Raw genomic sequence first — 25,349 nt, 5'->3', positions numbered from 1 at the left:
ACCACCCCCCTTCGTGGAGGCGCTGCGCGCCATGAGTAATCTCCCGGAAACCCGGACCTCCCGGGTCAGCGTCCGGCTCATCGCGATCCAGATCCTGGTCTTCTCCCTGCTGCTCACCCTCGGCGGCCGGCTCTGGTATCTGCAGATCCGCAATGGCCAGGAGTACGCCACCGAGGCGAAGAACAATCACGTCCAGCAGGTCATCGAGCCCGCCACCCGCGGCTCCATCCTCGACGCGCGCGGCGTGCCGCTGGCCGACAACCAGACCCGTCTGGTCGTCTCCGCGAGCCGTACCGACCTGCTGAAGATGAAGGACGACGGCAAGGCCGTGCTCGGCCGGCTCGCCAAGGTGCTCGGCATGTCCGGGAAGGAGATCCGCGACAAGGTCCGGCTGTGTGACGCCAAGACCCCGCAGCCCTGCTGGAACGGCTCGCCGTACCAGCCGATCCCGATCACCGACGAGGCCACCACCCAGCAGGCCCTGCAGATCCGCGAACGCTCCGAGGACTTCCCCGGCATCAGCGCCGAGCCCACCGCCGTGCGCCGCTACGCCGAACCCGGCAGCGCCAACACCGCCCAGGTGCTCGGCTACCTCTCGCCGGTCACCGACGCGGAGATCAACAAGGCCAAGAACACCCACTCCCCGTTCCTGCGCTCCGACCAGATCGGCCGGTCCGGTCTGGAGCGTACGTACGACCGCTATCTGCGCGGCAAGGCCGCCGTCACCCGCTACGAGGTCGACAACCTCGGCCGGGTCATCGGGCAGGCCAAGAGCGAGAAGGGCCAGGGCGGTGCGAGCGTCGTCACCAGCATCGACGCGCGGGTGCAGGCCATAGCGGAGCAGCAGCTCGACCAGGCCATGAAGGACGCCCGTAAGGTCCACGACACGAACACGGGCACCAACTACAAGGCCGACTCGGGTGCCGTGGTCGTCATGGAGGCCAAGACCGGCCGGGTGGTGGCGATGGCCTCCAACCCCACCTACGACCCCAATGCCTGGGTCGGGGGGATCTCCGGCAAGGACTACGCCCACCTCACCGGCAAGGACTCCAACTACCCGCTGCTGAACCGCGCCATCCAGGGCCAGGCCGCCCCCGGCTCGATCTTCAAGGTCATCTCGACCACGGCCGCGGTCAACGCGGGCTACGACTTCAACGGCCACTACCCCTGCACCAGCTCGTACAGCATCGGCGGCCAGGTCTTCAGGAACTTCGAAGGGGAAGGCCACGGCGACATCAGCCTGGGCCGGGCACTGGAGGTCTCCTGCGACACCGTCTTCTACCGGCTCTCGCACGACGAGTGGAAGAAGGACGGCGGGGACAAGCCCAAGAAGGACCCCAACGACTGGTTCTACAAGACCGCCCACCAGTTCGGTCTCGGCAAGGAGACCGGCATCGACCTCCCCAACGAGGTCACCGGCCGGGTCCCCGACCGCAAGTGGAAGAACGCCTTCTGGAAGGCCAACAAGGGCGGCTGGTGCGAGCAGGCCAAGGCCTGGCCCAAGAAGAAGGACTTCGCCACCAAGCTCGCCCGCGAGGGCTGCCTCGAAGGCATGAAGCTGCACGCCTACGACTCCATCAACTACGCCATCGGACAGGGCGACACCCTCGTCACCCCCATCCAGATGGCGACGATCTACGGCGCGATCAGCAACGGCGGCACGCTCTACAACCCGACCGTCGGCAAGGCCGTCGTCAGCCCCGACGGCAAGAAGGTGCAGCAGATCAGGCCCACCTCGCACGGCAAGCTGCCGGACAGCCCCAAGACGCTCCGGCAGATCGACTCCGCGCTGGCGGGTGTGGCCACCCGCGGTACCGCCGCATGGCGCTTCCAGGGCTGGCCGCAGGACAAGATTCCGATGCACGCCAAGACCGGTACGGCCGAGGTCTACGGCAAGCAGACCACCTCGTGGTTCGCGACGTACACCAAGGACTACACGATCGTCATGACGATCTCCCAGGGCGGCACCGGCTCCGGCGCCTCCGGTCCGGCCGTTCGCAACATCTACAACGCCCTGTACGGAGTCGACGAGAAGGGCGGGATCAACCCGAAGGCGGCTCTGCTGCCGAAGCCTCAGGGACCGCTCCCCAAGATCGAGGGTGACGGCACCATCCAGGCCCAGCCCATCAAGCCGTATGCCCCGCCGTCGCCGTCGCCGTCCGCATCGGAGAGCCCACAGTGACGACCAGCCATACCTCCCGGGCGTTCTCGATCCGGCGCTACACCCCCGAACTCGGCACCTGGGGCAAGCTGACGGCGCGCGATTCGGTGCTGCGCAAGCTGGACTGGATACTGCTGCTGTCCTGCCTGGTGCTGTCGCTGATGGGCGCGGTACTGGTCTTCTCCGCCACCCGCAACCGCACCGAGCTGAACCACGGCGACGAGTACCTCTACTTCCTGCACCATCTGCTCAATCTCGGTATCGGCCTGGCGATGGCCGCCGCCACGATCTGGCTCGGGCACCGCACGCTGCGCGGCGCGATCCCGATCCTCTACACCCTGTCGGTCCTGCTGGCGCTGCTGGTGCTGACACCGCTGGGCGCCACCATCAACGGCTCGCGTTCCTGGCTGGCCATCCCCGGCGGCTTCTCGCTCCAGCCCGCCGAGTTCGCGAAGATCACCATCACCCTCGGCATGGCGATGATCCTGGCGTCCCGGGTCGATGCGGGCGACCGCCCGCACCCCGGCCACCGCACCGTCGTCCAGGCCCTCGGCCTGGCCGCCATCCCCGTCGGCGTGATCCTGCTGATGCCCGACCTCGGCTCGGTCATGGTGCTCGGCGCCGTCATCCTGGGCGTCCTGCTCTCCTCGGGCGCCTCGAACCGCTGGATCCTCGGCCTGGCCGGGGCCGGCGTCGTCGGCTGCGTCGCCATCTGGCAGCTCGGTCTGCTCGATGCCTACCAGATCGCCCGGTTCGCCGCGTTCGCCAACCCGAGCCTCGACCCGGCCGGGGTCGGCTACAACACCAACCAGGCCCGGATCGCGATCGGCGGCGGCGGACTGACCGGCTCCGGTCTCTTCCACGGCAGCCAGACCACCGGACAGTTCGTCCCCGAACAGCAGACGGACTTCATCTTCACCGTCGCCGGCGAGGAACTCGGCTTCCTGGGCGCGGGCCTGATCATCGTGCTGCTCGGTGTTGTCCTGTGGCGGGCCTGCCGGATCGCCCGTGAGTCCACCGAGCTCTACGGCACGATCGTTGCCTGCGGCATCATCGCCTGGTTCGCCTTCCAGTCCTTCGAGAACATCGGTATGACCCTCGGCATCATGCCCGTCACCGGTCTCCCCCTGCCGTTCGTCTCCTACGGCGGCACCTCCATGTTCGCGGTCTGGATCGCGATCGGGCTGCTCCAGTCGATCCGCGTACAGCGTCCGCTGTCGGCCTCGCGCTGACGTCGCGTCACGACCCGAGGCGCAGCTCGAACCACAGTGAGGTGGACCGCGGCAGGCCCTCGAACGGCGTCGTGCCCCAGTCGTGGGCGAGGTGGCCGGTCAGCAGCTGCCCGTAGTCCGTGGTCTGCTCGCCGGCCGTCGGCGCCGGCCGCGGAATCCGGGCCGGCGCCTCGTCGTGCACGCTGATCCGCAGTCCGTGCCCGGCGGTCAGCATCCGCAGCAGGATGTCCGCGGACCGCGGCGTGCGCAGATGGGAGCGGGTCACCGCCTCCGAGGTGAGCAGCACCGCGGTGTCGAGGAGCGGCGCGAGGTCTGTGCGGCGCAGTACGGCGCGGACGAAATCGCGGGCGGCCTTCGGGGCGGTGGGAGTGCTCGGCGCGGTCAGCACGTACGGGCGGGCGCCTGCCGAGATGCGGATGGGTGTGGGGGTGACGGGTGCGGTTGGGGGGTGCACGGGTGTCTCCCTCCCCGAGGGGGTCGAGTGAGCATGGATGGCACTCTGTGTATGCAAAACGTCACACAGCGTAAGTCATGCCGTGCGGCGCGTGCCACCCGCTGCTCCGGATCCCGCCAGGCAGCTGCTGTCGCGCTCGGGTGGGTGGTACCGGCCGGGGCGGGTGACTAGCCTCGATGCATGGCGGAAACCGTGCGGGAAATCGAGCGGAAGTACGAGATCGACGGCGATGTGCAGCTGCCCGATCTGGCCGGTATTGACCGGGTCGCGGACGTGGCCGAGGCGGGCGTGGAGGACCTTGACGCCCTCTACTACGACACCGCCGGCCACCGCCTCGCCGCCGCGGGCATCACGCTGCGCCGGCGCACCGGCGGCAGGGACGCGGGCTGGCATCTGAAACTCCCGGTCGCGCCGGGGGTGCGGGACGAGGTGCGGGCACCGCTGTCCGATGCGCCACCCCCGGAGTTGACCGCGCTCGTCCGGTCACGGGTGCTGGACCAGGAGCTGATCCCCGTCGTACGGCTGCGGACCCGGCGCAGGGTGCGGGTGCTGCGGGACGCCGCGGGCGCACCGCTCGCGGAGGTGGCGGTGGACGCGGTGCGCGCGCAGCCGGCGCGGAAGGGTGCGGGCGCCGGAGCCGACGCCACCGAGGCCCGGTGGCGCGAGATCGAGGCGGAGCTGACCGGGGGCGGCGACACCGCACTGCTCGACGAGGTCGGCCGGGCGCTGCTCGCGGCGGGCGCGCGCCCCGCCGGGGCGCAGTCGAAGCTGGCGCGGGCACTGGCCGAGACGGGCCTGGAGCGCGACGGGTCCGCACCGGGCGGCGGCGACGGGCCGGGCGGCGGCGACGGGCCGGGCACGCGCCGCACCGACGGCTCCGCCGGGCGCAGAGGTAAGGGCGCCGGGAAGAAGCGCGGGAACAAGGGCGCCGGGAAGGAGAAGGAGCGGCGCACCGCCGGGGACGTGGTGCTGGATTACGTCCGCGAGCAGGTGCGGGTGATCATCGAGCTGGATCCGGCGGTACGGCGCGATCTGCCCGACTCCGTCCATCAGATGCGGGTCGCCACCCGCCGGCTGCGCAGCGCCTTCCGCTCGTACACCAAGGTGCTCGACCGCTCCGCCACCCAGCCCATCGGCCTCGAACTCCAATGGCTGGCAGCGGAGTTGGGAGTGGACCGGGACCGTGAGGTGCTGACCGCGCGGCTGCGGCAGGCGCTGGCGGAGGTGCCCCGGACGCTGCGGCTCGGTCCGGTGGCCGCCCGGCTGCGCATCTGGTCCGAGCGGCGCCGGACCGGCTCCCGGCAGGAGGTGCTCGCCGTATTGGACGGGTCCCGTTACCTGTCGCTGCTGAAGACGCTGCATGCGCTCCTGGCGGCGCCGCCGCTGCTCCCGGCCGCCGCCCGGCCGGCGCCCGAGGTGGCGGCCGGGGCCGTGCTGAAGGACTACCGCAGGCTGGCCCGCCGCGTGGAGGCCGCGCTGGCGGCACCGGCCGGGCGGGAGCGGGACGAGGCCCTGCACGGCGCCCGCAAGGCCGCCAAGCGCGCGCGGTACGCGGCGGAGGCCGCGCGCCCGGCGCTCGGCCGGCCGGCGAAGAAGTTCGCCGGCCGGATCAAGCGGGTGCAGCAGCTGCTCGGCGACCACCAGGACAGCGTCGTGGCGCGCGGCGCCCTGCGCGAACTGGCGGTCCAGGCGCAGCGGGCCGGTGAGGGCGGCTTCACGTTCGGTCTGCTCCACGGGCGCGAGGAGGCCCTCGCGGCGGACCGGGAACGGGAGCTGCCGGGCCTGTGGAAGAAGGTCTCGCGGCCCCGGCACCGGGCCGCGCTCCGGCCGTGACCGTACGGTGAGCGAGCGCGCGGCCCCGGTGCACGGCAGCTCCCGCCGGCGCGGAACGCACCCGCCCCGCGGGACGGGCGCGCGGTGCGCCGGGTCCGGTGCTCCCCGCCGCCGCGGGGTGTCCGGTCGCCGGGTGAGGGGGGCGGCTGCGAGCAGTTACGCTTGAGAGTCGCCCCCGCCAGCTCACGAAGGTTCGAGATGTCTGCCGAGTCGGTCTTCCCGCAGCTCGAGGCCCTGCTCCCGCATGTGCAGAAGCCCATTCAGTACGTCGGCGGTGAGCTGAACTCCACCGTCAAGGACTGGGACTCCTGTGACGTGCGGTGGGCGCTCATGTACCCCGACGCCTACGAGGTCGGTCTGCCCAATCAGGGCGTCATGATCCTTTACGAGGTCCTCAACGAACGCGAGGGCGTGCTGGCCGAGCGCACGTACAGCGTCTGGCCGGACCTCGAAGCGCTGATGCGTGAGCACGACGTCCCGCAGTTCACGGTCGATGCGCACCGCCCCGTCGGCGCCTTCGACGTCCTCGGTGTCTCCTTCTCGACCGAGCTGGGGTACACCAACCTCCTCACGGCCCTGGACCTGGCCGGCATCCCGATGGAGGCCAAGGACCGTACGGAAGACCACCCGATCGTCCTCGCCGGCGGCCATGCGGCCTTCAACCCCGAGCCGATCGCGGACTTCCTCGACTGCGCGGTCGTGGGCGACGGTGAGCAGGCGGTCCTGGAGATCACCGAGATCATCCGCGCCTGGAAGGCCGAGGACCGGCCCGGCGGGCGCGACGAACTGCTGCTGCGCCTCGCCAAGACGGGCAGCGTCTACGTCCCCCGGTTCTACGACGTCGAGTATCTGGCCGACGGCCGGATCTCCCGCGTCGTGCCGAACCGCTCCGGCGTCCCGTGGCGGGTGTCCAAGCACACCGTCATGGACCTGGACGAGTGGCCCTACCCCAAGCAGCCGCTCGTCCCCCTGGCCGAGACCGTCCATGAGCGGATGTCGGTCGAGATCTTCCGTGGCTGCACCCGCGGCTGCCGTTTCTGCCAGGCCGGCATGATCACGCGCCCTGTACGGGAGCGAAGCATCACCGGCATCGGCGACATGGTGGACAAGGGGCTGAAGGCCACGGGATTCGAGGAGGTCGGCCTGCTGTCGCTGTCCTCCGCGGACCACACCGAGATCGGCGACATCGCCAAGGGCCTCGCCGACCGGTACGAGAAGGACAAGATCGGCCTGTCGCTGCCGTCGACCCGCGTCGACGCCTTCAACGTCGATCTCGCCAACGAGCTGACGCGCAACGGCCGTCGCTCCGGTCTGACCTTCGCGCCCGAGGGCGGCTCGGAGCGGATGCGCAAGGTCATCAACAAGATGGTCTCCGAAGAGGACCTGATCAGGACCGTCTCCACGGCCTACGGCAACGGCTGGCGGCAGGTGAAGCTCTACTTCATGTGCGGTCTGCCGACCGAGACCGACGAGGACGTGCTCCAGATCGGCGACATGGCGGTCAGGGTCATCGCCGAGGGCCGCAAGGTCTCCGGACAGAACGACATCCGCTGCACGGTCTCCATCGGCGGCTTCGTCCCCAAGCCGCACACCCCGTTCCAGTGGGCGCCCCAGCTGTCGGCGGAGGAGACGGACGCCCGTCTCGAAAAGCTCCGCGACAAGATCCGCGGCGACAAGAAGTACGGCCGCTCCATCGGCTTCCGCTACCACGACGGCAAGCCCGGCATCGTCGAGGGCCTGCTCTCGCGCGGTGACCGCCGCGTCGGCTCGGTCATCCGCGCCGTCCACGAGGGCGGCGGCCGCTTCGACGGCTGGCGCGAGCACTTCTCCTACGAGCGCTGGATGAAGGCCGCCGAGGAGACGCTGCCCGGCTTCGGTGTGGACGTCGCCTGGTACACCACCCGTGAGCGGGAGTACGAGGAGGTCCTGCCCTGGGACCACCTGGACTCCGGTCTGGACAAGGACTGGCTCTGGGAGGACTGGCAGGACGCCCTCGACGAGACCGAGGTCGAGGACTGCCGCTGGACCCCGTGCTTCGACTGCGGGGTGTGTCCGCAGATGGACACCGAAATCCAGATCGGCCCGACCGGCAAGAAGCTGCTGCCGCTGACGGTCGTCAAGTAGCGCCCTGCCTACGCCTCTTCGGCCCGGCCCCGCACCCCGCGGTGGCCGGGCCGTGGTGTGTTCCCGCACAATGAGGCGATGCCGCCGCAGCTCGTCGCCCCGACCGTCGCCGTCCACGCCTCGTTCCTCGCCGCGATGGACGAATTCCGTGCCAACGGTGCGGAGGGTGTCCCGCACTCCCGCCTGGCCCAGGAACTGACGACCTGGCACAGCCGCTGGCCGACCGCCGAAGGCTTCGCCGAGTACGTCGAGTTGGCCGCCGGCGTCCTCCGCGACGAACGCGTCGACGGTGTGGTGCCCATGACCACGCGCTGGTGGGCGGACGGCGACACCTACCTGGGGCGGGTCACCTTCCGGCACCACCTCACCCCCTCCCTCCTCACCTGGGGCGGCCATATCGGCTACGCCGTACGCCCCGGCGCCCGCCGCCGCGGCCATGCCACCGCGATCCTGCGCGCCGCGCTGCCGGTCGCCCATCATGAGCTGGGCATCGACCCCGTGCTGGTGACCTGCGACAACACCAACGCCGGCTCCCGTAAGGTCATCGAGGCCTGCGGCGGTGTCTTCGAGGACCAGCGGGACGAGAGGCTGCGCTACTGGTTCTCCGCGGAAACCACGGCCGGGCAGGGCCCGCACCGGCCCGCCTGAGGCTTCCGCCGGGGCGGGCAGCGCAAGGGCAGCAGGAAGCAAGAGGGAGGGCCGGCGAGATCCGGCGGGCGCTGTCCGGCGCACCCGGCGAGCCGCTGGGGGCCGCCGCTGCGCCGCCCCGCCGGGAACCGGGAGCCCCCGGGGCACGTACTCTAGGTAGCAGTACGACCGCACTCACGAAGGACTGAACGACACTGGGCAAGCGACAGCCCGAAGGCCCGCCGCCCGCACCGGCGGTGCAGCGCATCCGACTGCGCTACACCAAGCGCGGCCGCCTCCGGTTCACCAGCCACCGCGACTTCCAGCGCGCTTTCGAGCGGGCGCTGCGCCGCGCCGAGGTCCCTATGGCCTATTCGGCGGGCTTCACCCCGCACCCCAAGGTGTCGTACGCCAACGCCGCCCCGACCGGTACGGGCAGCGAGGCCGAGTATCTGGAGATCCAGCTCGCCGAGCGCCGCGATCCGGATATTCTGCGCGCCCTGCTCGACGAGTCGCTGCCCGACGGGCTCGATGTGACCGACGCCGTGGAGGCCCACACGAGCGGTCTCGCCGACCGGCTCCAGGCCTCGGTGTGGGAGATCCGGCTCGACGGGGTCGGCGCGGAAGCGGCCGGGCGCGCGGTCGAGGCGTTCCTCACCGCGGAAGAGGTTCAGGTCCAGCGGCGGACGAAAAACGGCATGCGTTCCTTTGACGCGCGGGCCGCGGTGGCGCGTCTGGAGGCCGCTGCCGGGGACAGCGATAGGCCCGGCGGCAATGCCTGTGCGATACTGCGGCTGGTTGTTCGGCATCTGACACCTGCCGTTCGACCCGACGACGTCCTGTCCGGCCTCCGAGCTACGGCCGACCTGGCGCCGCCGGTCCCCGCAGCGGTGACCAGGCTGGCGCAGGGGCTGCTCGATGAGGAGACCGGCGCGGTGACCGACCCGCTCACGCCCGACCGCGACGCTGCCACGGCCGCCCCATCCACGGCCGCCGGGCTGAGTGCCGCGAAGGCGACGAGTGGGGCCTCCCCGGCAGCCGGGGAAGGTACTGCGTAGGACTGCCGTCGTCGCGTCGCCGATCAGCCAGGGAGCCACCCCGGTCCGGCAGACGCACTGACCAGGAGACTTTCGCCGGTCCCTGCCCTACGGGGATCGGTGAGCGAGACGACAGCTCCCGTGCGGCGCCCACGCCCCGGACAGCGGGACCGCGCTCATCACGCGGACCGCGGCCGGAATCAGGCGCGGCGCCCGGGAGCGTGACGGGAGAACCGCCCGCATGCTCGAGCCCATTGAGCCCACCAGCTCCACGCCGTCCCAGGACCGTGGTGCCGACGACAACCACTCACCCAGCGACACGCTGCCGCCCCGCCGCAGGCGCCGTGCGGCCTCCCGGCCGGCCGGTCCGCCGGTGGCCGGCGCCGCCGAAACTGCGGTGGTGAGCACCGACACCGACACCGCTGCCGCGGCCGATCCGGCCCTGGCCGAGGAGGCCACCGCCTCCGCGGTCACCACCGGGGACGAGGCCAAGCCGGCCCGGACCCGCCGCCGGGCGACCCGTAAGGTCACCTCCCCGTCGGGAGCCCCGCAGCCGGCCGTCGCCGAGCAGCCCGAGGCAGCGGCCGAACCGGCCGTCGCCGAGACGCCCGCCGAGGCACCCGCTGAGGCACCGCAGACCGAGGACGCCGCGCCGCGCCGTTCCCGTCGCCGGGCGACCCGTAAGGTCACCGCTCCGGCCGGCGCCCCACAGGCCGAGGAGGGCCAGGAGCCGGCCGCCGCCGAGGCGCCCGCGCCCGCCGCCCGGCCCGTCGAGGCCCCCGCGGAGAGCGCCCCCGCGGAGAGCGCCCCCGCCGCCGAGGAGACCGAGGACGCCGCGCCGCGCCGTTCCCGTCGCCGGGCGACCCGCAAGGTCACCGCTCCGGCCGGTGCCCCGCAGGCGGGCGACGCCGGCACGGAGGCCGCCCCCGTCGAGGCCGCCGCCCCGGTCGAGAGCACCACTGCGGACGCCCCCGCCGCCGAGGAGGAGGCCCCGGCCCCCGCCGAGGACGCCAAGCCGGCCCGGACGCGCCGGCGTGCCACCCGTAAGGTCACCGCCCCCGCGGGTGCGCCGCAGGCCGCCGAGGAGGCCCCGGAGCCTGCGGAAGCGGAGGCCGAGGAGGCACCGGCCGCCGCGGCCGGGACCGACGAGACCCCCCGTCGCCGGGCCCGCCGCCGTGGCGAGCGTGCCGCGGAGCCGGCCGCCGAGGCGCCCCGCGCCGAGGAGGAGCCCGCGCAGGAGGCGCCGCAGCGCGGCCGCCGCCGGGCGCAGCGGCCGCCGACCGCCGTCTTCCAGGCGCCGGTCTTCACCGAGCCGATGTTCCAGACTCCGGAGAGCGCGGCCGCCGCCCATGCCGCGGCGCGCCAGGAGGAGACCGTCACCGAGCAGGTCGTGGAGGAGCAGCCCGCCGCCGGTGCCCGCCGCCGTCGCCGTCGTGGCGCCCCGGAAGCGCCCGAGCAGGTGTCCGCCGCCCCGGCCGAGGAGCCGGAGACCGAGGAAGCCACCGAAGCGGAGGCCGAGCAGGCCGACAGCGGCCACGGCGAGGACGAGTCCGCCGACCGCCCCTCGCGCCGCCGCCGCCGTGGTGGCCGTCGCCGCCGTCGTGGTGAGTCCGCCGAGGGCGGCGAGGAGCAGCCCGCCGAGGGTGCCGGGGAGCACGAGAGTGCCCAGCCGGAGTCCGAGGAGGACGACGAGCAGGCCGCCGGGCACGAGGCGCAGGAGGAGGCCGACGAGCAGTCGGGCGGCGGCTCCAGCAGCAGCCGCCGGCGCCGTCGCCGCCGTCGTCGTACCGGTGACACGGGCGAGGACGGGACCGGTGGCACCGACGACCCGGAGCGCACGGTCGTCAAGGTCCGTGAGCCCCGCAAGAAGGACGAGAGCACCAGCGCCGACGAGGTGCAGTCGATCAAGGGGTCGACGCGCCTGGAGGCCAAGAAGCAGCGCCGCCGCGAGGGGCGCGAGCAGGGCCGCCGCCGGGTGCCGATCATCACCGAGGCGGAGTTCCTCGCCCGTCGTGAGGCCGTCGAGCGGGTGATGGTCGTCCGCCAGAGCGGCGAGCGCACCCAGATCGGCGTCCTCGAGGACAACGTGCTCGTGGAGCACTTCGTCAACAAGGAGCAGGCGACCTCGTACGTCGGCAATGTCTACCTCGGCAAGGTGCAGAACGTCCTGCCGTCGATGGAGGCCGCCTTCGTCGACATCGGCAAGGGCCGCAACGCCGTGCTGTACGCCGGTGAGGTCAACTTCGAGGCGCTCGGGATGTCCAACGGCCCGCGCCGCATCGAGACCGCGCTGAAGTCCGGCCAGTCCGTGCTGGTGCAGGTCACCAAGGACCCGATCGGCCACAAGGGCGCCCGGCTCACCAGCCAGGTCTCGCTTCCCGGCCGCTACCTGGTCTATGTGCCCGAGGGCTCGATGACGGGTATCAGCCGTAAGCTCCCCGACACCGAGCGGGCGCGGCTGAAGCAGATCCTCAAGAAGATCGTTCCCGAGGACGCGGGCGTCATCGTCCGCACCGCGGCGGAGGGCGCGAGCGAGGACGAGCTGGCGCGCGACGTCCAGCGGCTGCAGGCGCAGTGGGAAGAGATCCAGAAGAAGGCCAAGAGCGGCGGCAGCGCCAACGCGCCGAGCCTGCTCTACGGCGAGCCGGACATGACCGTCCGGGTCGTCCGGGACATCTTCAACGAGGACTTCTCCAAGGTCATCGTCAGCGGTGACGACGCCTGGGAGACCATCCACGGCTATGTCGCGCATGTCGCCCCGGACCTCACCGACCGTCTGCAGAAGTGGACTTCGGACGTCGACGTCTTCGCGACGTACCGCATCGACGAGCAGCTGATGAAGGCGCTGGACCGCAAGGTCTGGCTGCCCAGCGGCGGTTCGCTGGTGATCGACAAGACCGAAGCGATGGTCGTGATCGACGTCAACACCGGGAAGTTCACCGGTCAGGGCGGCAATCTCGAAGAGACGGTCACCAGGAACAACCTGGAGGCGGCCGAGGAGATCGTGCGCCAGCTGCGGCTGCGCGACCTCGGCGGCATCGTCGTCATCGACTTCATCGACATGGTGCTGGAGTCCAACCGGGATCTGGTGCTGCGGCGGATGCTGGAGTGCCTGGGCCGCGACCGGACGAAGCACCAGGTCGCCGAGGTCACCTCGCTCGGCCTGGTGCAGATGACCCGTAAGCGGGTCGGCCAGGGCCTGCTGGAGTCCTTCTCCGAGTCGTGTGTGCACTGCAACGGCCGCGGCGTCATCGTCCACATGGACCAGCCGACGACGGCCGGCGGCGGTGGCAAGCGCAAGAAGAAGGGCAAGGGCACCCAGCCCGAGCCGCATGTCCACGAGGCCGAGGCCGAGGCCGTCGAGGCGGCCCCGGACGGCGGCGCGCCGGAGCTGGAGCCCGCCCCCGTCACAGAGGCCGAGCTGCAGCCCGCGGTGGACGGGACCGACGAGTGGTTCGGCAGCCCGGCCGAGGCCGAGGCGGCAGCCGGGCGCGGCCGTGGCCGTCGCCGGGCGAGCCGTAAGGTGTCCGCTCCGGCGGGTGCCCCCAAGGCCGCCGAGGAGGCCGCCGCGATCGTCGTGCCCGCCGAGCCCGCGCCGGCCGCCGAGCCGGAGCCGGCCCCGGAGCCGGCCGAGGTCACGGAGCCCGTCGGGGGCGCCGGGGCGGAGGCGGAGCCCGCGGCGAAGAAGGCCACGGCCAAGAAGGCGGCGGCGAAGAAGACCACCACCGCCAAGAAGACCGCGGCGAAGAAGACCACGGCCAAGAAGGCGGCGGCGAAGAAGACCACCACCGCCAAGAAGGCCACGGCGAAGAAGACCACCACGAAGAAGGCCACGACCAAGAAGGCGGCGGCCAAGAAGACCGCCGCCGCCGAGCAGGCTCCGGCCGCGTCGGTGTCCGCTTCCACGGAGGACTGAGCAGTACGGCCGTGCCCCGGGCCGTCGTTGGTCCGGGGCCGGTTTGACCCCCTGGTCAAGGCCCCGTAACCTTGACCGTCGGTGTCTGTGACACCAAACCCCTGAGCAAACACCTCTCGGTCCGCCGAGGGAGGCCGCTCGTCCCTTCGGATTCCACGGGCCCCATCCCGAGCCCGTGTGAGCGGCTGGCATCAGAGGATCCGTTCCTAGCGAAAGAGAGTTCCGCGTGTACGCGATCGTGCGCACCGGCGGACGCCAGCAGAAGGTTGCTGTTGGCGACGTCATCGAGGTAGACCGCATTTCCACCAGCAAGGTCGGCGACACCGTCGAGCTCTCCACGCTGCTGGTCGTCGACGGTGACTCGGTTACCAGTGACCCGTGGGTCCTGGCCGGCGTGAAGGTCCAGAGCGAGGTCGTGGACCACCACAAGGGCGACAAGATCCGGATCCAGAAGTACAAGAACAAGACCGGTTACAAGAAGCGGATCGGCCACCGCCAGCTCCACACGGCGCTGAAGATCACCGGCATCGACGCTCCGGCGAAGTAAGGGACTGAGGAGACATGGCACACAAGAAGGGCGCATCGTCCACTCGGAACGGTCGCGATTCCAATGCTCAGCGGCTCGGCGTGAAGCGCTTCGGCGGTCAGGCCGTCCTCGCCGGTGAGATCCTGGTCCGCCAGCGTGGCACCCACTTCCACCCGGGCACGGGCGTCGGCCGCGGCGGCGACGACACCCTGTTCGCCCTGGCTGCGGGCGCGGTGCAGTTCGGCACCCACCGTGGTCGCAAGGTCGTGAACATCGTCCCGGTCGCCGAGTAATTCCGGCCTGACCGAGCGATAGCTCAGCATCAGCATCACTCAGGGGCGGACCGCCTTTTCCCGCGAGAGCGGGAAGGCCGGTCCGCCCCTGCGTGTTAGTACAGACACATGTGCGCAGGACAGAGACATGCGCGCAGTACAGCGACATACCCGTAGTTATCTGGAGGCACCCCCACCATGACCACCTTCGTGGACCGCGTCGAGCTGCACGTCGCCGCGGGTAACGGAGGCCACGGCGTGGCCTCCGTGATGCGGGAGAAGTTCAAGCCGCTGGGCGGCCCGGACGGCGGCAACGGCGGCCGTGGCGGTGATGTGATCCTGGTCGTCGACCAGGACGTCACCACCCTTCTCGAATACCACCACCACCCGCACCGCAAGGCCACCAACGGCCAGCCGGGCGCGGGCGACAACCGCGCGGGCAAGAACGGCCAGGACCTGGTCCTGCCGGTCCCCGACGGCACCGTCATCCTGGACCGCGCGGGCAATGTGCTCGCCGACCTCGTCGGCCAGGGCACCACTTTCGTCGCCGGCCAGGGCGGCCGCGGCGGCCTCGGCAACGCCGCGCTGGCCTCCGCCCGCCGCAAGGCCCCCGGTTTCGCGCTGCTCGGCGAGCCCGGCGAGGCCCGCGACATCGTGCTGGAGCTCAAGACCGTCGCGGATGTCGCGCTGGTCGGCTACCCGAGCGCCGGCAAGTCCTCGCTGATCTCGGTGCTCTCCGCCGCCAAGCCCAAGATCGCCGACTACCCGTTCACCACCCTGGTGCCCAACCTCGGTGTGGTGACGGCCGGTTCGACCGTCTACACGATCGCGGACGTCCCCGGTCTGATCCCCGGCGCGAGCCAGGGCAAGGGCCTGGGCCTGGAGTTCCTGCGGCACGTCGAGCGCTGCGAGGTGCTCGTGCACGTCCTGGACACCGCGACCCTGGAGGCCGACCGTGACCCGGTCTCCGACCTCGACACCATCGAGGAGGAGCTCAAGCAGTACGGCGGCCTGGAGAACCGGCCCCGGATGGTCGTCCTCAACAAGATCGACGTTCCGGACGGCAAGGACCTCGCCGACATCATCCGCCCCGACCTGGAGGAGCGCGGATACCGCGTGTTCGAGGTCTCCGCGGTCGCCCACATGGGCCTGAAGGAACTGTCCTTCGCGCTCGCCGATGTCGTCGCCAAGGCCCGTGCCGCCAAGCCCGTACAGGAAGCCACCCGTATCGTCATCCGGCCCAAGGCCGTGGACGACGCCGGCTTCACGGTCACGGAGGAGGGCGAGAACTTCTTCCGCGTGCGCGGCGAGAAGCCCGAGCGCTGGGTCCGCCAGACCGACTTCAACAACGACGAGGCCGTCGGCTACCTCGCCGACCGCCTCAACCGTCTCGGTGTCGAGGACGCGCTGCGCAAGGCGGGCGCGCACGCCGGCGACGGCATCGCCATCGGCCCCGAGGACAACGCCGTCGTCTTCGACTGGGAGCCGATGATGGCGGCCGGCGCGGAGATGCTGGGACGCCGTGGCGAGGACCACCGCCTGGAGGCGCCCCGGCCGGCCGCGCAGCGCCGCAGGGACCGCGACGAGGCGCGGGACGAGGCCGACCAGGAGTACGAGGGCTTCCGGCCCTTCTGACGGCCTTCTGACGGTCCGTCTGACGGAGCCGCCCGGCGGCCCCGGGCACGCAGCGAACGGGGAAGGTCCCCGGGAGGAGAACTCCCGGGGACCTTCCCCGTTCGCGCTGCGCCGGGACGGCGGCCGTGTGCGGCCCGCTGCGGCCTAGACGGCGGCCGCGGTGTCCGAGGCGCCGTTGGCCTCGTGCTCGGCCGTCTCGGAGGCGTCCACGTCCTCCTGCGAGCGCTGACCGGGGATACCGGACAACCGGTTCTCCATCCGGACGCGCCGCTCGTCGGCCTTCGCGGCCAGATCCAGCGCGGCCTGGTTGAAGCGGACCGACGACGGCGGGTCCGACGGGCCCAGCAGATGTTCCTTGAGCCCGGCCCGCTCGGCGGCCAGGGTGTCCTGCTCCGGGTTGCGGACCGCGTCGAGGAGAGCGGCCACACCGTCTGCCCGGGGCGTGAGGATCGCCGCCGCCCGCACGGTCGGGAAGTTCGCCCGGAAGTCGTCCTCGCTCATCCCCGAGGTGTTGGCGACCGCGTACGGCTTCTCACTGGTCAGGTAGTCCGAGACGACGCTGGAGACATCGCTGATCAGCACATCGGCCTGGTTGAAGCAGCTGAAGATGCCGGGGCGGGCGGTGGTGATGATGCGGTGCTCCCACCGCGGGAAGGACTTCCAGTACGCCTCCTCCCAGGCGGTGACGGCCGCGGCGACGGCGGCGGCGCGGCCCTCCTGCGGGGTGCCCTGCAGCCGCATCCGCTCCAGCTCGTCCGCGCTCTTGCGGAACGCGGACGTGGTCAGCGCATCGAGTTCCTCGGTGCGGCGGGCCAGCTCGGCGGCGGCCTCGGGGCCGGGCTGCGCCCCGCTGCGCCGGGTGTTCGCCTCCGTGATCATCGCCTGGATACGGGTGTTGGCGGCGCCCGCGCGCGGGTCCACCGAACCGGTCATCGGGTGCGGCTTGTACAGGAGTTGCACGTTCTCGTCGGCGAGCAGCTCGCGGACGATGTTCTCGCCCGCCAGGATCACCGAGGTGTTGCCCGGGTTGCCGTCCCAGCCCTCCCAGGTAGGGGCGTACAGCACCGTCGTCATCCGGCCGGCCGGGGCGCCCGCGTACGGCTGGATCGGGGCCAGCTGGGGGCGGCCGACCTCGATGACGTCCTTGTCCTCGACGCCGATGTCGGCGAGCTGGTAGCGGTCACGGGCCGCCGGGCCCGCCACCCACACCTCGTCGTACGCCTTCGCGTACGGGTTGCAGGAGGACAGCTTGTCGCTCTCGCCGTGGTTGGTGAAGGCGTGCTTGATGGAGGGGATGCGCAGGATCTGCGAGGTCTTGCCGGAATTCGCCGGGTGCAGCAGGACCTTGAGCGTGGAGTGCTCCAGGCGCATCAGGTTGGCGACCTTGGGGATGCAGACGATCGGCACGTCCGTGGCCTCGATCTTCTGCACCATGAAGCGCTCGCGGAGCACGATGATCGGGTTGCCGTCCAGGGCGGCCAGCGTGCTCAGCCACATGTTGGCCTGGTAGGCGGAGGAGGAGCCGCCGGAGAAGTACATGCCGACCGTCGGCCGGTACGCGGCCAGCCAGTTGTCCAGCCACGCCAGGGCCTGCTTCTCGCCGGCCACCCGCTTCTTGGGCAGCAGCCAGGTGCCCAGGTAGAGGGTGCCGCCGGCGGACAGGGCCAGGGAGACGGCCAGGCCGATGCCGCCCCAGTACGCGTCCGTGGTGATCGACGTGAGCATCATGCCGACCGTGGTGGGCACCGAGAAGCGCAGCAGCCGCCGGCCCGTCTGGCGGGAGAGGATGCGCGGCGGGGCGTCGCACAGCCGCAGCGCGCTCGCATCGATGTTGCGGGTCACGAACGGCAGGCTGCGGGTCCTGCGGACCAGCACCGCGACCGCCTGGCACACGAAGTGGGTGCCGTAGAAGAGGAGCAGCGTGATGGTGAGAGGCGCCTGCTCCTCGAGCGGGTTGATGCCGTCGATGTGCAGCAGGCCGACCAGTATCAGCATGTCGCGCAGCAACTGGCGCACCGTGACATCGAACCGGATCCGGCCGAGCACCGCGAGCAGGCCGGGCTGCTTGTGCTGGAGGACCAGGTCGAGACCCAGGTTGACCACGGATGCGGCGATGAACAGCGGGATGACGGGCAGCAGCGCACCGACCAACTGGGCGGTGAACGCGACCATCATCGCGAAGAGTGCCGCGAGCTGGACGGCTCGGCGGGGGGCGATTCCGGCGGAAGGCACGGGGGAGGGCTCCTGGCAGCACGAATGGTCAAAGGGGAGGCCGAGGGGGGCGGCCGGGTCCCGCGCTGCGACGCCGCCGGAGCGGCGAAACGGGACCGATGGACACCCGACCGTATGACCTTGTTGGCCTTGGTGACAATCTGCTGTGGCTCTCATCACCGCGAAAGCGGACCAATCGAACGCAACCCCTTGGACCCGGCTTCCGTCTTAAGGAAAACCGCGCGGGGGCGAAAAAGCCCGGAGGCACGGCCCGGATCACGGTCCCTGTTCTGCGCTTTCCGCCGCGCGCCGGGGCCGGCCGGTCCGCCCCGTGCGGGGCGTCCGCCAGGCGGTATCACCAAGCGCCCGCGGGCCGCCCTGCCGTAGATTGCGCCCGTAGGGCCGTGGTGCGGGCCGGACAGTGATCCCCCGTACGGCGGTGGGATCGGCGAGTACAGGGGTATGCAGGTGGCAGGCGCAAGGCAGGACGTGAAGGACGCTCGCCGGATCGTGGTCAAGGTCGGCTCGTCCTCGCTGACCACGGCCGCCGGGGGACTGGACGCGGACCGTGTGGACGCGCTGGTGGACGTGCTGGCCAAGCACCAGGACAAGGAGATCGTGCTGGTCTCCTCCGGAGCCATCGCGGCCGGTCTGGCACCCCTGGGGCTCGCGAAGCGGCCCCGCGACCTCGCCCGGCAGCAGGCCGCCGCGAGCGTGGGCCAGGGCCTGCTGGTCGCCCGCTACACCGCGTCCTTCGCCCGCTACGGCCGGCGCGTCGGCCAGGTCCTGCTGACCTCCGACGACACCAGCCGCCGGGCCCACTACCGCAACGCCTACCGGACCCTCGACCAGCTGCTGGCCATGGGCGCCGTACCGATCGTCAACGAGAACGACACCGTCGCCACCGACGAGATCCGCTTCGGCGACAACGACCGGCTGGCGGCGCTGGTCGCCCATCTCGTCCGCGCCGACCTGCTGATCCTGCTCTCGGACGTGGACGGCCTCTACGACGGCGACCCGGCGACCCCCGGCACCTCCCGGATAGCCGAGGTGCACGGGCCCGAGGACCTGGCGGGCGTCTCCATCGGCAGCGCGGGCAAGGCCGGCGTCGGCACCGGCGGCATGGTCACCAAGGTCGAGGCGGCCCGGATCGCGGCCGCGGCCGGCATCCCGGTCGTCCTGACCTCCGCCGTGCACGCCGCGGACGCGCTGGCCGGCGGCTCGACCGGCACCCACTTCCTGCGCACCGGCCGCCGCTCCGCCGACCGGCTGCTGTGGCTGGCGCACGCCTCCACACCGCGCGGCGCCCTCGTCCTGGATGACGGAGCCGTACGGGCCGTCGTCGAACGGCGCTCCTCCCTGCTGCCGGCCGGCATCGCCTCCGTGGACGGCGAGTTCTCCGCCGGGGACCCGGTCGAGCTGCGCGACGCCGACGGCCGCGCGGTCGCCCGCGGACTCGTCAATTTCGATGCCCGGGAAATCCCCCGATTGATGGGCCGTTCGACCCGCGATCTCGCCCGCGAGCTGGGTCCCGCCTACGAGCGGGAGGTCGTGCACCGTGACGATCTGGTGCTGCTGCACCACTGAGGCGGCCCCAGGGGACCGGGATCGTCACGGTCCGTGCACACTCCCCACCGCGCGGTGCGGAGACCGGCCTTTCCGCGCAGACCTTGGTGAAAACGCCCCCGCGACGGGCCGCGGGCTGGTCAACTTTGTTGCGGGGACGCCGTAGGGGAGCGGCGCCCGCAGCGCGTCAGCGCATCCGCCGACGTACGACGGCTCCGCACCCCCGAGGGCGGAGCGATTCGCATCACAGGAGGCCGCCGGTGAGACGAGGGCGCCCAGGGGCGCTGCCCCGAGGGACGGCGGAGCGCACACTGACCAGCGTCGGAACCGGCCAGGACACCGGCGGGCCGGATGACGGGAGAGCGGAGCGGGACAGGACGGCGCGGCAGGGGCCGGAGGGCGGGAGCCGGGAGGCGTCCCGGCTGTGGCACATCACCCTCAGTGTCTCGGGCGCCGAGGCCCCGCTGAAGGAGGTCCGGCGGGCGCTGGAACAGCTCGCCCACGACCATCCCTTCCTGCTGACCAGCCGCTACGCCAACGACCACGCGGAGATCCGCTACTGGGAGGAGGCGCGCGACCTGCACGACGCCGCGGCCGTCGCGCTGCGGCTGTGGGGCGAGCACCGCTCGACGGCCAGGCTGCCGCCGTGGGAGATCGTCGGCCTGGAAGTCATCGACCGCGAGACCTACCACCAGCGCCTCGCGGAGGGGTACGGGCCGCCCCCGGCCTCACCGGTCGGCGTCCATCCCTTCTGACCCATGGTCGTCCGCGTCCCGCGCTGTGAGATACGGCGGGGCCGCGGCCTGCCGCCCCGCTAGGCTGCGGCCATGACCAGCAGCGCACCGCAGTCCACGCCCGTCCTCGACACCGCCCGCCGCGCGCGGGAGGCCGCCGCCGTGCTGGCGCCGCTGCCGCGTACGGCCCGTGACGCAGCGCTGCTCGCCATCGCCGAGGCCCTGGTGGCCGAAACCGATGCCCTCCTCGCCGCCAACGCCGAGGACACCGCCAAGGCGCGCGCCGCCGGCACCGCCGAGTCGGTCGTGGACCGCCTCACCCTCACCCCGGAGCGGATCGCGGCCATCGCCGCGGACGTCCGCCAGGTCGTGGCGCTGCCCGACCCGGTGGGCGAGGTGGTGCGCGGCTCGACCCTGCCCAACGGCCTCGACCTGCGGCAGGTCCGGGTCCCGCTCGGTGTGATCGGCATCATCTACGAGGCCCGGCCCAATGTGACGGTGGATGCCGCGGCGCTGTGCCTGAAGTCCGGCAACGCCGTGCTGCTGCGCGGCTCGTCCTCCGCGTACGCCTCCAACAGCGCCCTGGTGAACGTGCTGCGCGCCGCGGTGGGGAGCGCCGGGCTGCCCGCCGACGCGGTGCAGCTGGTGCCCGGCGAGAGCCGCGACTCGGTGCGTGAGCTGATGCGCGCCCGCGGCCTGGTCGATGTGCTGATCCCGCGGGGTGGCGCCGCCCTGATCCGTACGGTCGTCGAGGAGTCCACCGTCCCGGTCATCGAGACCGGTACCGGCAACTGCCACGTCTACATCGACGAGGCCGCCGACCTCGACATGGCCGTCGACATCCTCATCAACTCCAAGGCCCAGCGGCCCAGCGTCTGCAACGCCGCCGAGACGGTGCTCGTACACGCAGGGATCGCCGAGAAGTTCCTGCCGCGCGCCCTGGAAGCGCTGACCCAGGCCGGGGTGATCGTGCACGGTGACGCCGCCTGGCAGCAGGCGGGCCCCGGGCTGGTCGCCCCCGCCACCGACGAGGACTGGGCGACGGAGTACCTCTCGTACGACATCGCGGCCGCCGTGGTGCCCGACCTGGACGCGGCGGTGGCGCACATCCGGCGCTGGACCTCCGGCCACACCGAGGCGATCGTCACCACCTCGCAGGCCGCCGCCCGCCGCTTCACCCAGTTGGTCGATTCCACCACCGTCACGGTCAACGCCTCGACCCGTTTCACCGACGGCGGCCAGTTCGGTTTCGGTGCGGAGATCGGCATCTCGACGCAGAAGCTGCACGCCCGCGGCCCCATGGGACTGCCCGAGCTGACGTCCACCAAGTACATCCTCACCGGCGACGGCCACACCCGCTGAAGCGTCCCCCGGATTCCCTGTTCTCTCTGCCCAAAATGACCGCCCGGGGCTAACCTGGACGGGTGCCGGACGACGTGGGGGGCAAGCCGTTCCCGGACGGTGAGGAGCCCGACGAGCACCACCACGGGAGCCACGGAAAAGCGGACGAAGAATTCGCCTCCGTGGTCTTCGACGAGGAATTCGTCCGGTCCGCGCAGATTCACGAACCCTCGGCGGTCGAACGGATGCTGGCCGCCGCCGAGGCACGCGCCGAGGCCGAGGCGGCCCGCTCCGGACCCGGCTTCGGCCCCGAGGGCGACGACCCGGACGAGCCCGGCCTCCGCGGCCACCGCCGCACGCGGGGAGCCGACGAATACGACGGGTACGGCGACTACGCGGAGTACGAGGACGACGGCGAGTACGGCGACTACCCGCCCTACGGCCCGTACGGCCCCTACGGCGGTGCCCTGCGCCCCTACCGCGGCAGCACCCGCTGGCACCGCCCGGTCGCCTGGGTACTGGCCGTGGTGATGGGCATCGGGCTGGTCGCCCTGGCCTTCAGCGCCGTCTACCGCGGCTCCTCGGGGCGGACCCAGAGCCCGGCGCCGGCGCCCACGTCCAGCGGGGCGGACGCCCCCGCCACGGCCGGCGTGGACAGTGTCCGTACGGCCGGTCCCGGCCTGCCGTCGCTGCCGTCGGCCGAGCCCCTGCGCCCGTCGTTCCCGGCGGTGCCCAGACCGCACTGACGCCGTGGCGGCTGCCCGCAAAACGGTTTTCCGAAACGGAATCGCGGCTTGCGAAGTTGTCCGGCGCCCCGGCGTTTACCTTCCTCTCGGCAGACCTACTCTTGTTGTATGACCGGGCCTGGTGACCCTCCCGAAGGGACGCCCAACGGCGCCCCGGGAGGCGGTGAGGACGAATACCGATCCGTCGTCTTCGACGAATCGTTTGTTCGGGCTGCGCGGCTGCAGGAATTCTCCGCCGACGAGCGGCTGGGCGAGCACCATTCGCCGGCTGTCAAGACCCGGCGCGCCTGGATACGGCTGGGCGGCTCCCGGCAGGCCGTCCTGCTGGTGCTGCTGATCGTCCTGGCCTTCGGCACCGCCGTCTACATGGGCATCCGGCACCCCTACAAAACCCCGGAGACGGTCCGGGCGCAGGCGTTGCGGTCCGCGGTGGTGCCGCTCGCCCCGGCCGGGGCGGTACCCGGCGCGACGCCCGGGGATCTCTTCGCCCACAGCCCCGCCGCCGACTACCGGATCGGTGCCGCGGGCGTCAATCTGCCCGCCGTCACCCGCACCGAGCACTTCTCCGACGGCCAGATCGTCTCCGCCCTGACCGTCGCGAAGGACTACATCGTCCGCTCCTCACTGGACCCGGGCACCCTCACCGGCGGATCCGTCCGGCCGGTGCGGCTGCTGCTCGACACCGGTCAACTCGACCAGTTCGACCGCAGCCTGGCCCACCCCGACGACAACGGCCGCGATGCGGCGACCGGTTGGCTGGTCCGTTTCGACCCGAAGCAGACCCGGCTCGCCGACCGGAACGTACGGGTCAACGGCACCCTCTCGGCCTCGGAGCTGAGCCCGGACGCGCTCGACGTGACCGCCGACTACACCTTCGTCTATGCCGTACGGCCCGCCCCCGGCGCGCAGGACGCCGCCCGGGGCCAGGGCGCCGGCAAGGCCACACCGGGCGCCGCCTCGCTGGTCACCGTCCGGCGGGAGATGCACTTCCGGCTGAGCCGGGAGAACCTCAACGACCACCGGCTGGAGGTCGTGCAGAGCAGTCTGCAGGCCGGGCCGCTGGCCTGCTCCTCGCAGCCGGCCGACGCGCTGCGCCCGCTGTTCGCGGGACAGCACGCCGGCCAGGACCGGCCCACGGGCACCGACCCCTATGCCAGGGACCGCGCCAACCCCTCGCTCTGCGGTGAGCTGGCGCCCTCCGCCGAGCCGAAGCCGGGCCACCCGCTGCGTTAGGAGCCCTCCGCGCCGGTTCCACCGGCACCGTTGCTGCCGCCTGCGCCGCCCGAGCCGTCGGGACGCGAGCCGCCGCCACGGAAGACGGTGTCGCGCAGCTTGCCGCCCAGATCGCCCGCGCCGCCCGCGATGTCGCGCACCAGACCCATCAGGGGGTCCTTGCTGTTGCGCACCGAGTCGGCGTAGTGCGCCGCGGAGTCCCGGAAGGAGTCGGAGACCGAGGTGTCCTGGTCCTCGTCCCGGCGCGGGTAGTGGCCGTCCATGATCCGCTGGTAGTCGCGGCTGGCCGCCCACTTCTTGAGCTCGGCCGCCCGCACGGTCGTGAACGGGTGGCTGCGCGGCAGCAGGTTGAGGATCTTCAGCACGGAGTCGCGCAGATCGCCGCCGGACTCGTAGTCGTCCGCCTGCGCGAGGAAGGCGTCGACATTCATCTCGTGCAGATGATTGCCACCGGCCAGCTTCATCAGGCCGCGCATCGAGGCCTGCAGATCCTGTCCGACCAGCAGCCCGGCGCGGTCCGCCGACAGCTCCGACTTGCGGAACCACTCGCGCAGCGCAGTCACGATCGCCATGACCGCGACATTGCCCAGCGGGATCCAGGCGACCTTCATGGCCAGGTTCGTCAGGAACAGCAGGATCGTGCGGTAGACGGCGTGCCCGGACAGCGCGTGCCCGACCTCATGGCCGATGACCGCGCGCATCTCCTCCTCGTCCAGCAGCTCGACCAGACCGGTCGTCACCACGATGATCGGCTCGTCCAGACCGATGCACATGGCATTGGGCTGCGGGTCCTGATTGACGTACATCGGCGGGACCTTCTCCAGGTCCAGGATGTAGCAGGCGTCGCGCAGCATGTCGTTGAGGTGCGCGAACTGCTGCTCGCTCACCCGCACCGAGTCCGACAGGAACAGCAGCCGCAGGCTGCGCTCGGGCAGCAGGCCGCTGAGTGTCTTGAAGACGGTGTCGAACCCGCTCAGCTTGCGCAGCGCCACCAGCGCCGAGCGGTCCGCGGGGTGTTCGTACGACCGCGAGGAGATTCCGGGGAACCGCCGCCGGTCCCGGCTCGGAACGTGCGCGCTGCCGTCTGGGCTCTCCGTCATTGGGGCCTCCCCCTGTTCGACTGCGTGTGTTTCAGACTAGAGGACGCCACCGACAGGCGAATGGATGCTCGGGCGTACGCTGGCGATCGCACCAATGACCGCACAGGCCCGCACACCTACCGCACGGGCCGTACCAGAGGAGCGCTCCGTCATGTCGTATCCGAGCGTGCTGCTCGCCGCCGCCCAGGAGACCGCCAGGGACGGCGGGCCCGGGTGGATCCTGCGCACCGTGATCGTCGTCGGCTTCGTGGGCGCGGGCCTGCTCGCGTGGCTCCTGCTGCGCGGCTACGGCCGGGACTGACCCTCCCGGGCTCCCCGCCGGAGGCATCGGGGTGGAGTCGCCGTGGGCCCGCAGTGAGGCGGCGCTTACGATGTGGTGGAAGTCTCTGCCCGACCCCAGCCCGGATTGGTCCTGCTGACGATGAGCCTGCACCCCACCGCACAGTCCCTGGTTTCCCTCGCCGCCGACCCCGGACACGAGGGCGGTCACGCCAGCCTCAGCCCCTTCGTGACCGGCGGCGGCGCCCTGATTGTCCTGCTCCTCCTGCTCTGGATCACGACCCGCTTCAACCGGGACCGCTGAGCCCCGGCACCCGGCCCC

20 protein-coding genes are annotated in these 25,349 nt (G+C 71.7%); 17 read left to right on the top strand and 3 right to left on the bottom strand.

The annotated features are described in order from the left end of the window. The first annotated feature begins 31 nt into the window (after positions 1-31). Positions 32-2,182 (top strand): penicillin-binding protein 2, encoded by a 2,151-nt coding sequence (gene mrdA / locus ACWGJY_RS08995; protein ID WP_453260109.1) that lies wholly within the window; start codon positions 32-34, stop codon positions 2,180-2,182. Further along, entirely contained in the window at positions 2,179-3,393 is a 1,215-nt protein-coding gene (rodA, locus tag ACWGJY_RS08990; protein WP_453260108.1) for a rod shape-determining protein RodA, read from the top strand. The genes mrdA and rodA overlap by 4 nt, the downstream gene beginning before the upstream one ends. Positions 3,394-3,400: 7 nt before the next feature. On the opposite strand, the gene ACWGJY_RS08985 is transcribed toward rodA, so the two are convergent. Beyond that, positions 3,401-3,847, bottom strand: coding sequence for an ATP-binding protein (locus ACWGJY_RS08985; RefSeq protein ID WP_453260107.1), 447 nt, complete (start codon positions 3,845-3,847; stop codon positions 3,401-3,403). Between the two features lie 180 nt (positions 3,848-4,027). Between ACWGJY_RS08985 and ACWGJY_RS08980 the strand changes: the two genes are divergently transcribed. The 8 genes from ACWGJY_RS08980 (at position 4,028) to obgE (ending at position 15,817) form a co-directional block, all read left to right on the top strand. Next, positions 4,028-5,680 carry a CYTH and CHAD domain-containing protein gene (locus ACWGJY_RS08980; protein ID WP_453260106.1) on the top strand — a complete coding sequence of 551 codons (1,653 nt, stop codon included), beginning with the start codon at positions 4,028-4,030 and terminating at the stop codon, positions 5,678-5,680. A gap of 198 nt (positions 5,681-5,878) precedes the next feature. Next, complete coding sequence (locus ACWGJY_RS08975; RefSeq protein WP_453260105.1) at positions 5,879-7,804, top strand: TIGR03960 family B12-binding radical SAM protein; 1,926 nt, start codon at positions 5,879-5,881, stop codon at positions 7,802-7,804. 78 nt (positions 7,805-7,882) lie between these two features. After that, positions 7,883-8,452, top strand: coding sequence for a GNAT family N-acetyltransferase (locus ACWGJY_RS08970; protein WP_453260104.1), 570 nt, complete (start codon positions 7,883-7,885; stop codon positions 8,450-8,452). Between the two features lie 236 nt (positions 8,453-8,688). Further along, positions 8,689-9,489: a TIGR03936 family radical SAM-associated protein gene (locus tag ACWGJY_RS08965; RefSeq protein ID WP_453260103.1), complete on the top strand. Its 801-nt coding sequence runs from the start codon at positions 8,689-8,691 to the stop codon at positions 9,487-9,489. 220 nt (positions 9,490-9,709) lie between these two features. Further along, complete coding sequence (locus tag ACWGJY_RS08960) at positions 9,710-13,384, top strand: Rne/Rng family ribonuclease (RefSeq protein ID WP_453260102.1); 3,675 nt, start codon at positions 9,710-9,712, stop codon at positions 13,382-13,384. A gap of 226 nt (positions 13,385-13,610) precedes the next feature. After that, on the top strand, positions 13,611-13,931 hold the full coding sequence (gene rplU / locus ACWGJY_RS08955; protein ID WP_363151074.1) for a 50S ribosomal protein L21: 321 nt from the start codon (positions 13,611-13,613) through the stop codon (positions 13,929-13,931). Positions 13,932-13,945: 14 nt separating this feature from the next. Further along, positions 13,946-14,203: a 50S ribosomal protein L27 gene (gene rpmA / locus ACWGJY_RS08950; RefSeq protein WP_018088248.1), complete on the top strand. Its 258-nt coding sequence runs from the start codon at positions 13,946-13,948 to the stop codon at positions 14,201-14,203. Between the two features lie 177 nt (positions 14,204-14,380). Further along, positions 14,381-15,817 carry a GTPase ObgE gene (gene obgE, locus ACWGJY_RS08945; protein WP_453260101.1) on the top strand — a complete coding sequence of 479 codons (1,437 nt, stop codon included), beginning with the start codon at positions 14,381-14,383 and terminating at the stop codon, positions 15,815-15,817. 144 nt (positions 15,818-15,961) lie between these two features. On the opposite strand, the gene ACWGJY_RS08940 is transcribed toward obgE, so the two are convergent. Then, the gene (locus tag ACWGJY_RS08940) at positions 15,962-18,049 is read right to left on the bottom strand and encodes a hypothetical protein (RefSeq protein ID WP_453260100.1); all 2,088 of its coding nucleotides are present in this window, start codon (positions 18,047-18,049) and stop codon (positions 15,962-15,964) included. 447 nt (positions 18,050-18,496) lie between these two features. Between ACWGJY_RS08940 and proB the strand changes: the two genes are divergently transcribed. The 5 genes from proB (at position 18,497) to ACWGJY_RS08915 (ending at position 23,648) form a co-directional block, all read left to right on the top strand. Beyond that, a complete protein-coding gene (proB, locus tag ACWGJY_RS08935) occupies positions 18,497-19,615 on the top strand; it encodes a glutamate 5-kinase (protein WP_453260099.1) in 1,119 nt (372 codons plus the stop codon). Positions 19,616-19,854: 239 nt separating this feature from the next. After that, positions 19,855-20,349 (top strand): hypothetical protein, encoded by a 495-nt coding sequence (locus ACWGJY_RS08930; protein ID WP_453260098.1) that lies wholly within the window; start codon positions 19,855-19,857, stop codon positions 20,347-20,349. A 72-nt stretch (positions 20,350-20,421) separates the two neighbouring features. Beyond that, positions 20,422-21,690, top strand: coding sequence for a glutamate-5-semialdehyde dehydrogenase (locus tag ACWGJY_RS08925; protein WP_453260097.1), 1,269 nt, complete (start codon positions 20,422-20,424; stop codon positions 21,688-21,690). Positions 21,691-21,752: 62 nt separating this feature from the next. After that, entirely contained in the window at positions 21,753-22,415 is a 663-nt protein-coding gene (locus tag ACWGJY_RS08920) for an SCO2584 family spore wall biosynthesis protein (RefSeq protein ID WP_453260096.1), read from the top strand. Positions 22,416-22,523: 108 nt separating this feature from the next. Next, a complete protein-coding gene (locus tag ACWGJY_RS08915) occupies positions 22,524-23,648 on the top strand; it encodes an SCO2583 family membrane protein (protein WP_453260095.1) in 1,125 nt (374 codons plus the stop codon). Here ACWGJY_RS08915 and ACWGJY_RS08910 read toward each other — a convergent pair. After that, positions 23,645-24,748 carry a M48 family metallopeptidase gene (locus ACWGJY_RS08910; RefSeq protein WP_453260094.1) on the bottom strand — a complete coding sequence of 368 codons (1,104 nt, stop codon included), beginning with the start codon at positions 24,746-24,748 and terminating at the stop codon, positions 23,645-23,647. The genes ACWGJY_RS08915 and ACWGJY_RS08910 overlap by 4 nt on opposite strands. Positions 24,749-24,899: 151 nt before the next feature. On the opposite strand from ACWGJY_RS08910, the gene ACWGJY_RS08905 reads away from it, so the two are divergent. Both ACWGJY_RS08905 and ACWGJY_RS08900 read left to right on the top strand, forming a co-directional pair. After that, positions 24,900-25,049, top strand: coding sequence for a hypothetical protein (locus ACWGJY_RS08905; protein ID WP_453260093.1), 150 nt, complete (start codon positions 24,900-24,902; stop codon positions 25,047-25,049). 120 nt (positions 25,050-25,169) lie between these two features. Beyond that, positions 25,170-25,331, top strand: coding sequence for a hypothetical protein (locus tag ACWGJY_RS08900; RefSeq protein WP_453260092.1), 162 nt, complete (start codon positions 25,170-25,172; stop codon positions 25,329-25,331). Positions 25,332-25,349 lie beyond the last annotated feature (18 nt).

It is taken from the genome of Streptomyces sp. NPDC054765, assembly GCF_053612065.1.
The sequence above is the reverse complement of the archived record's forward strand: the minus strand, read 5'-3'. Positions and strand labels throughout refer to the sequence as shown.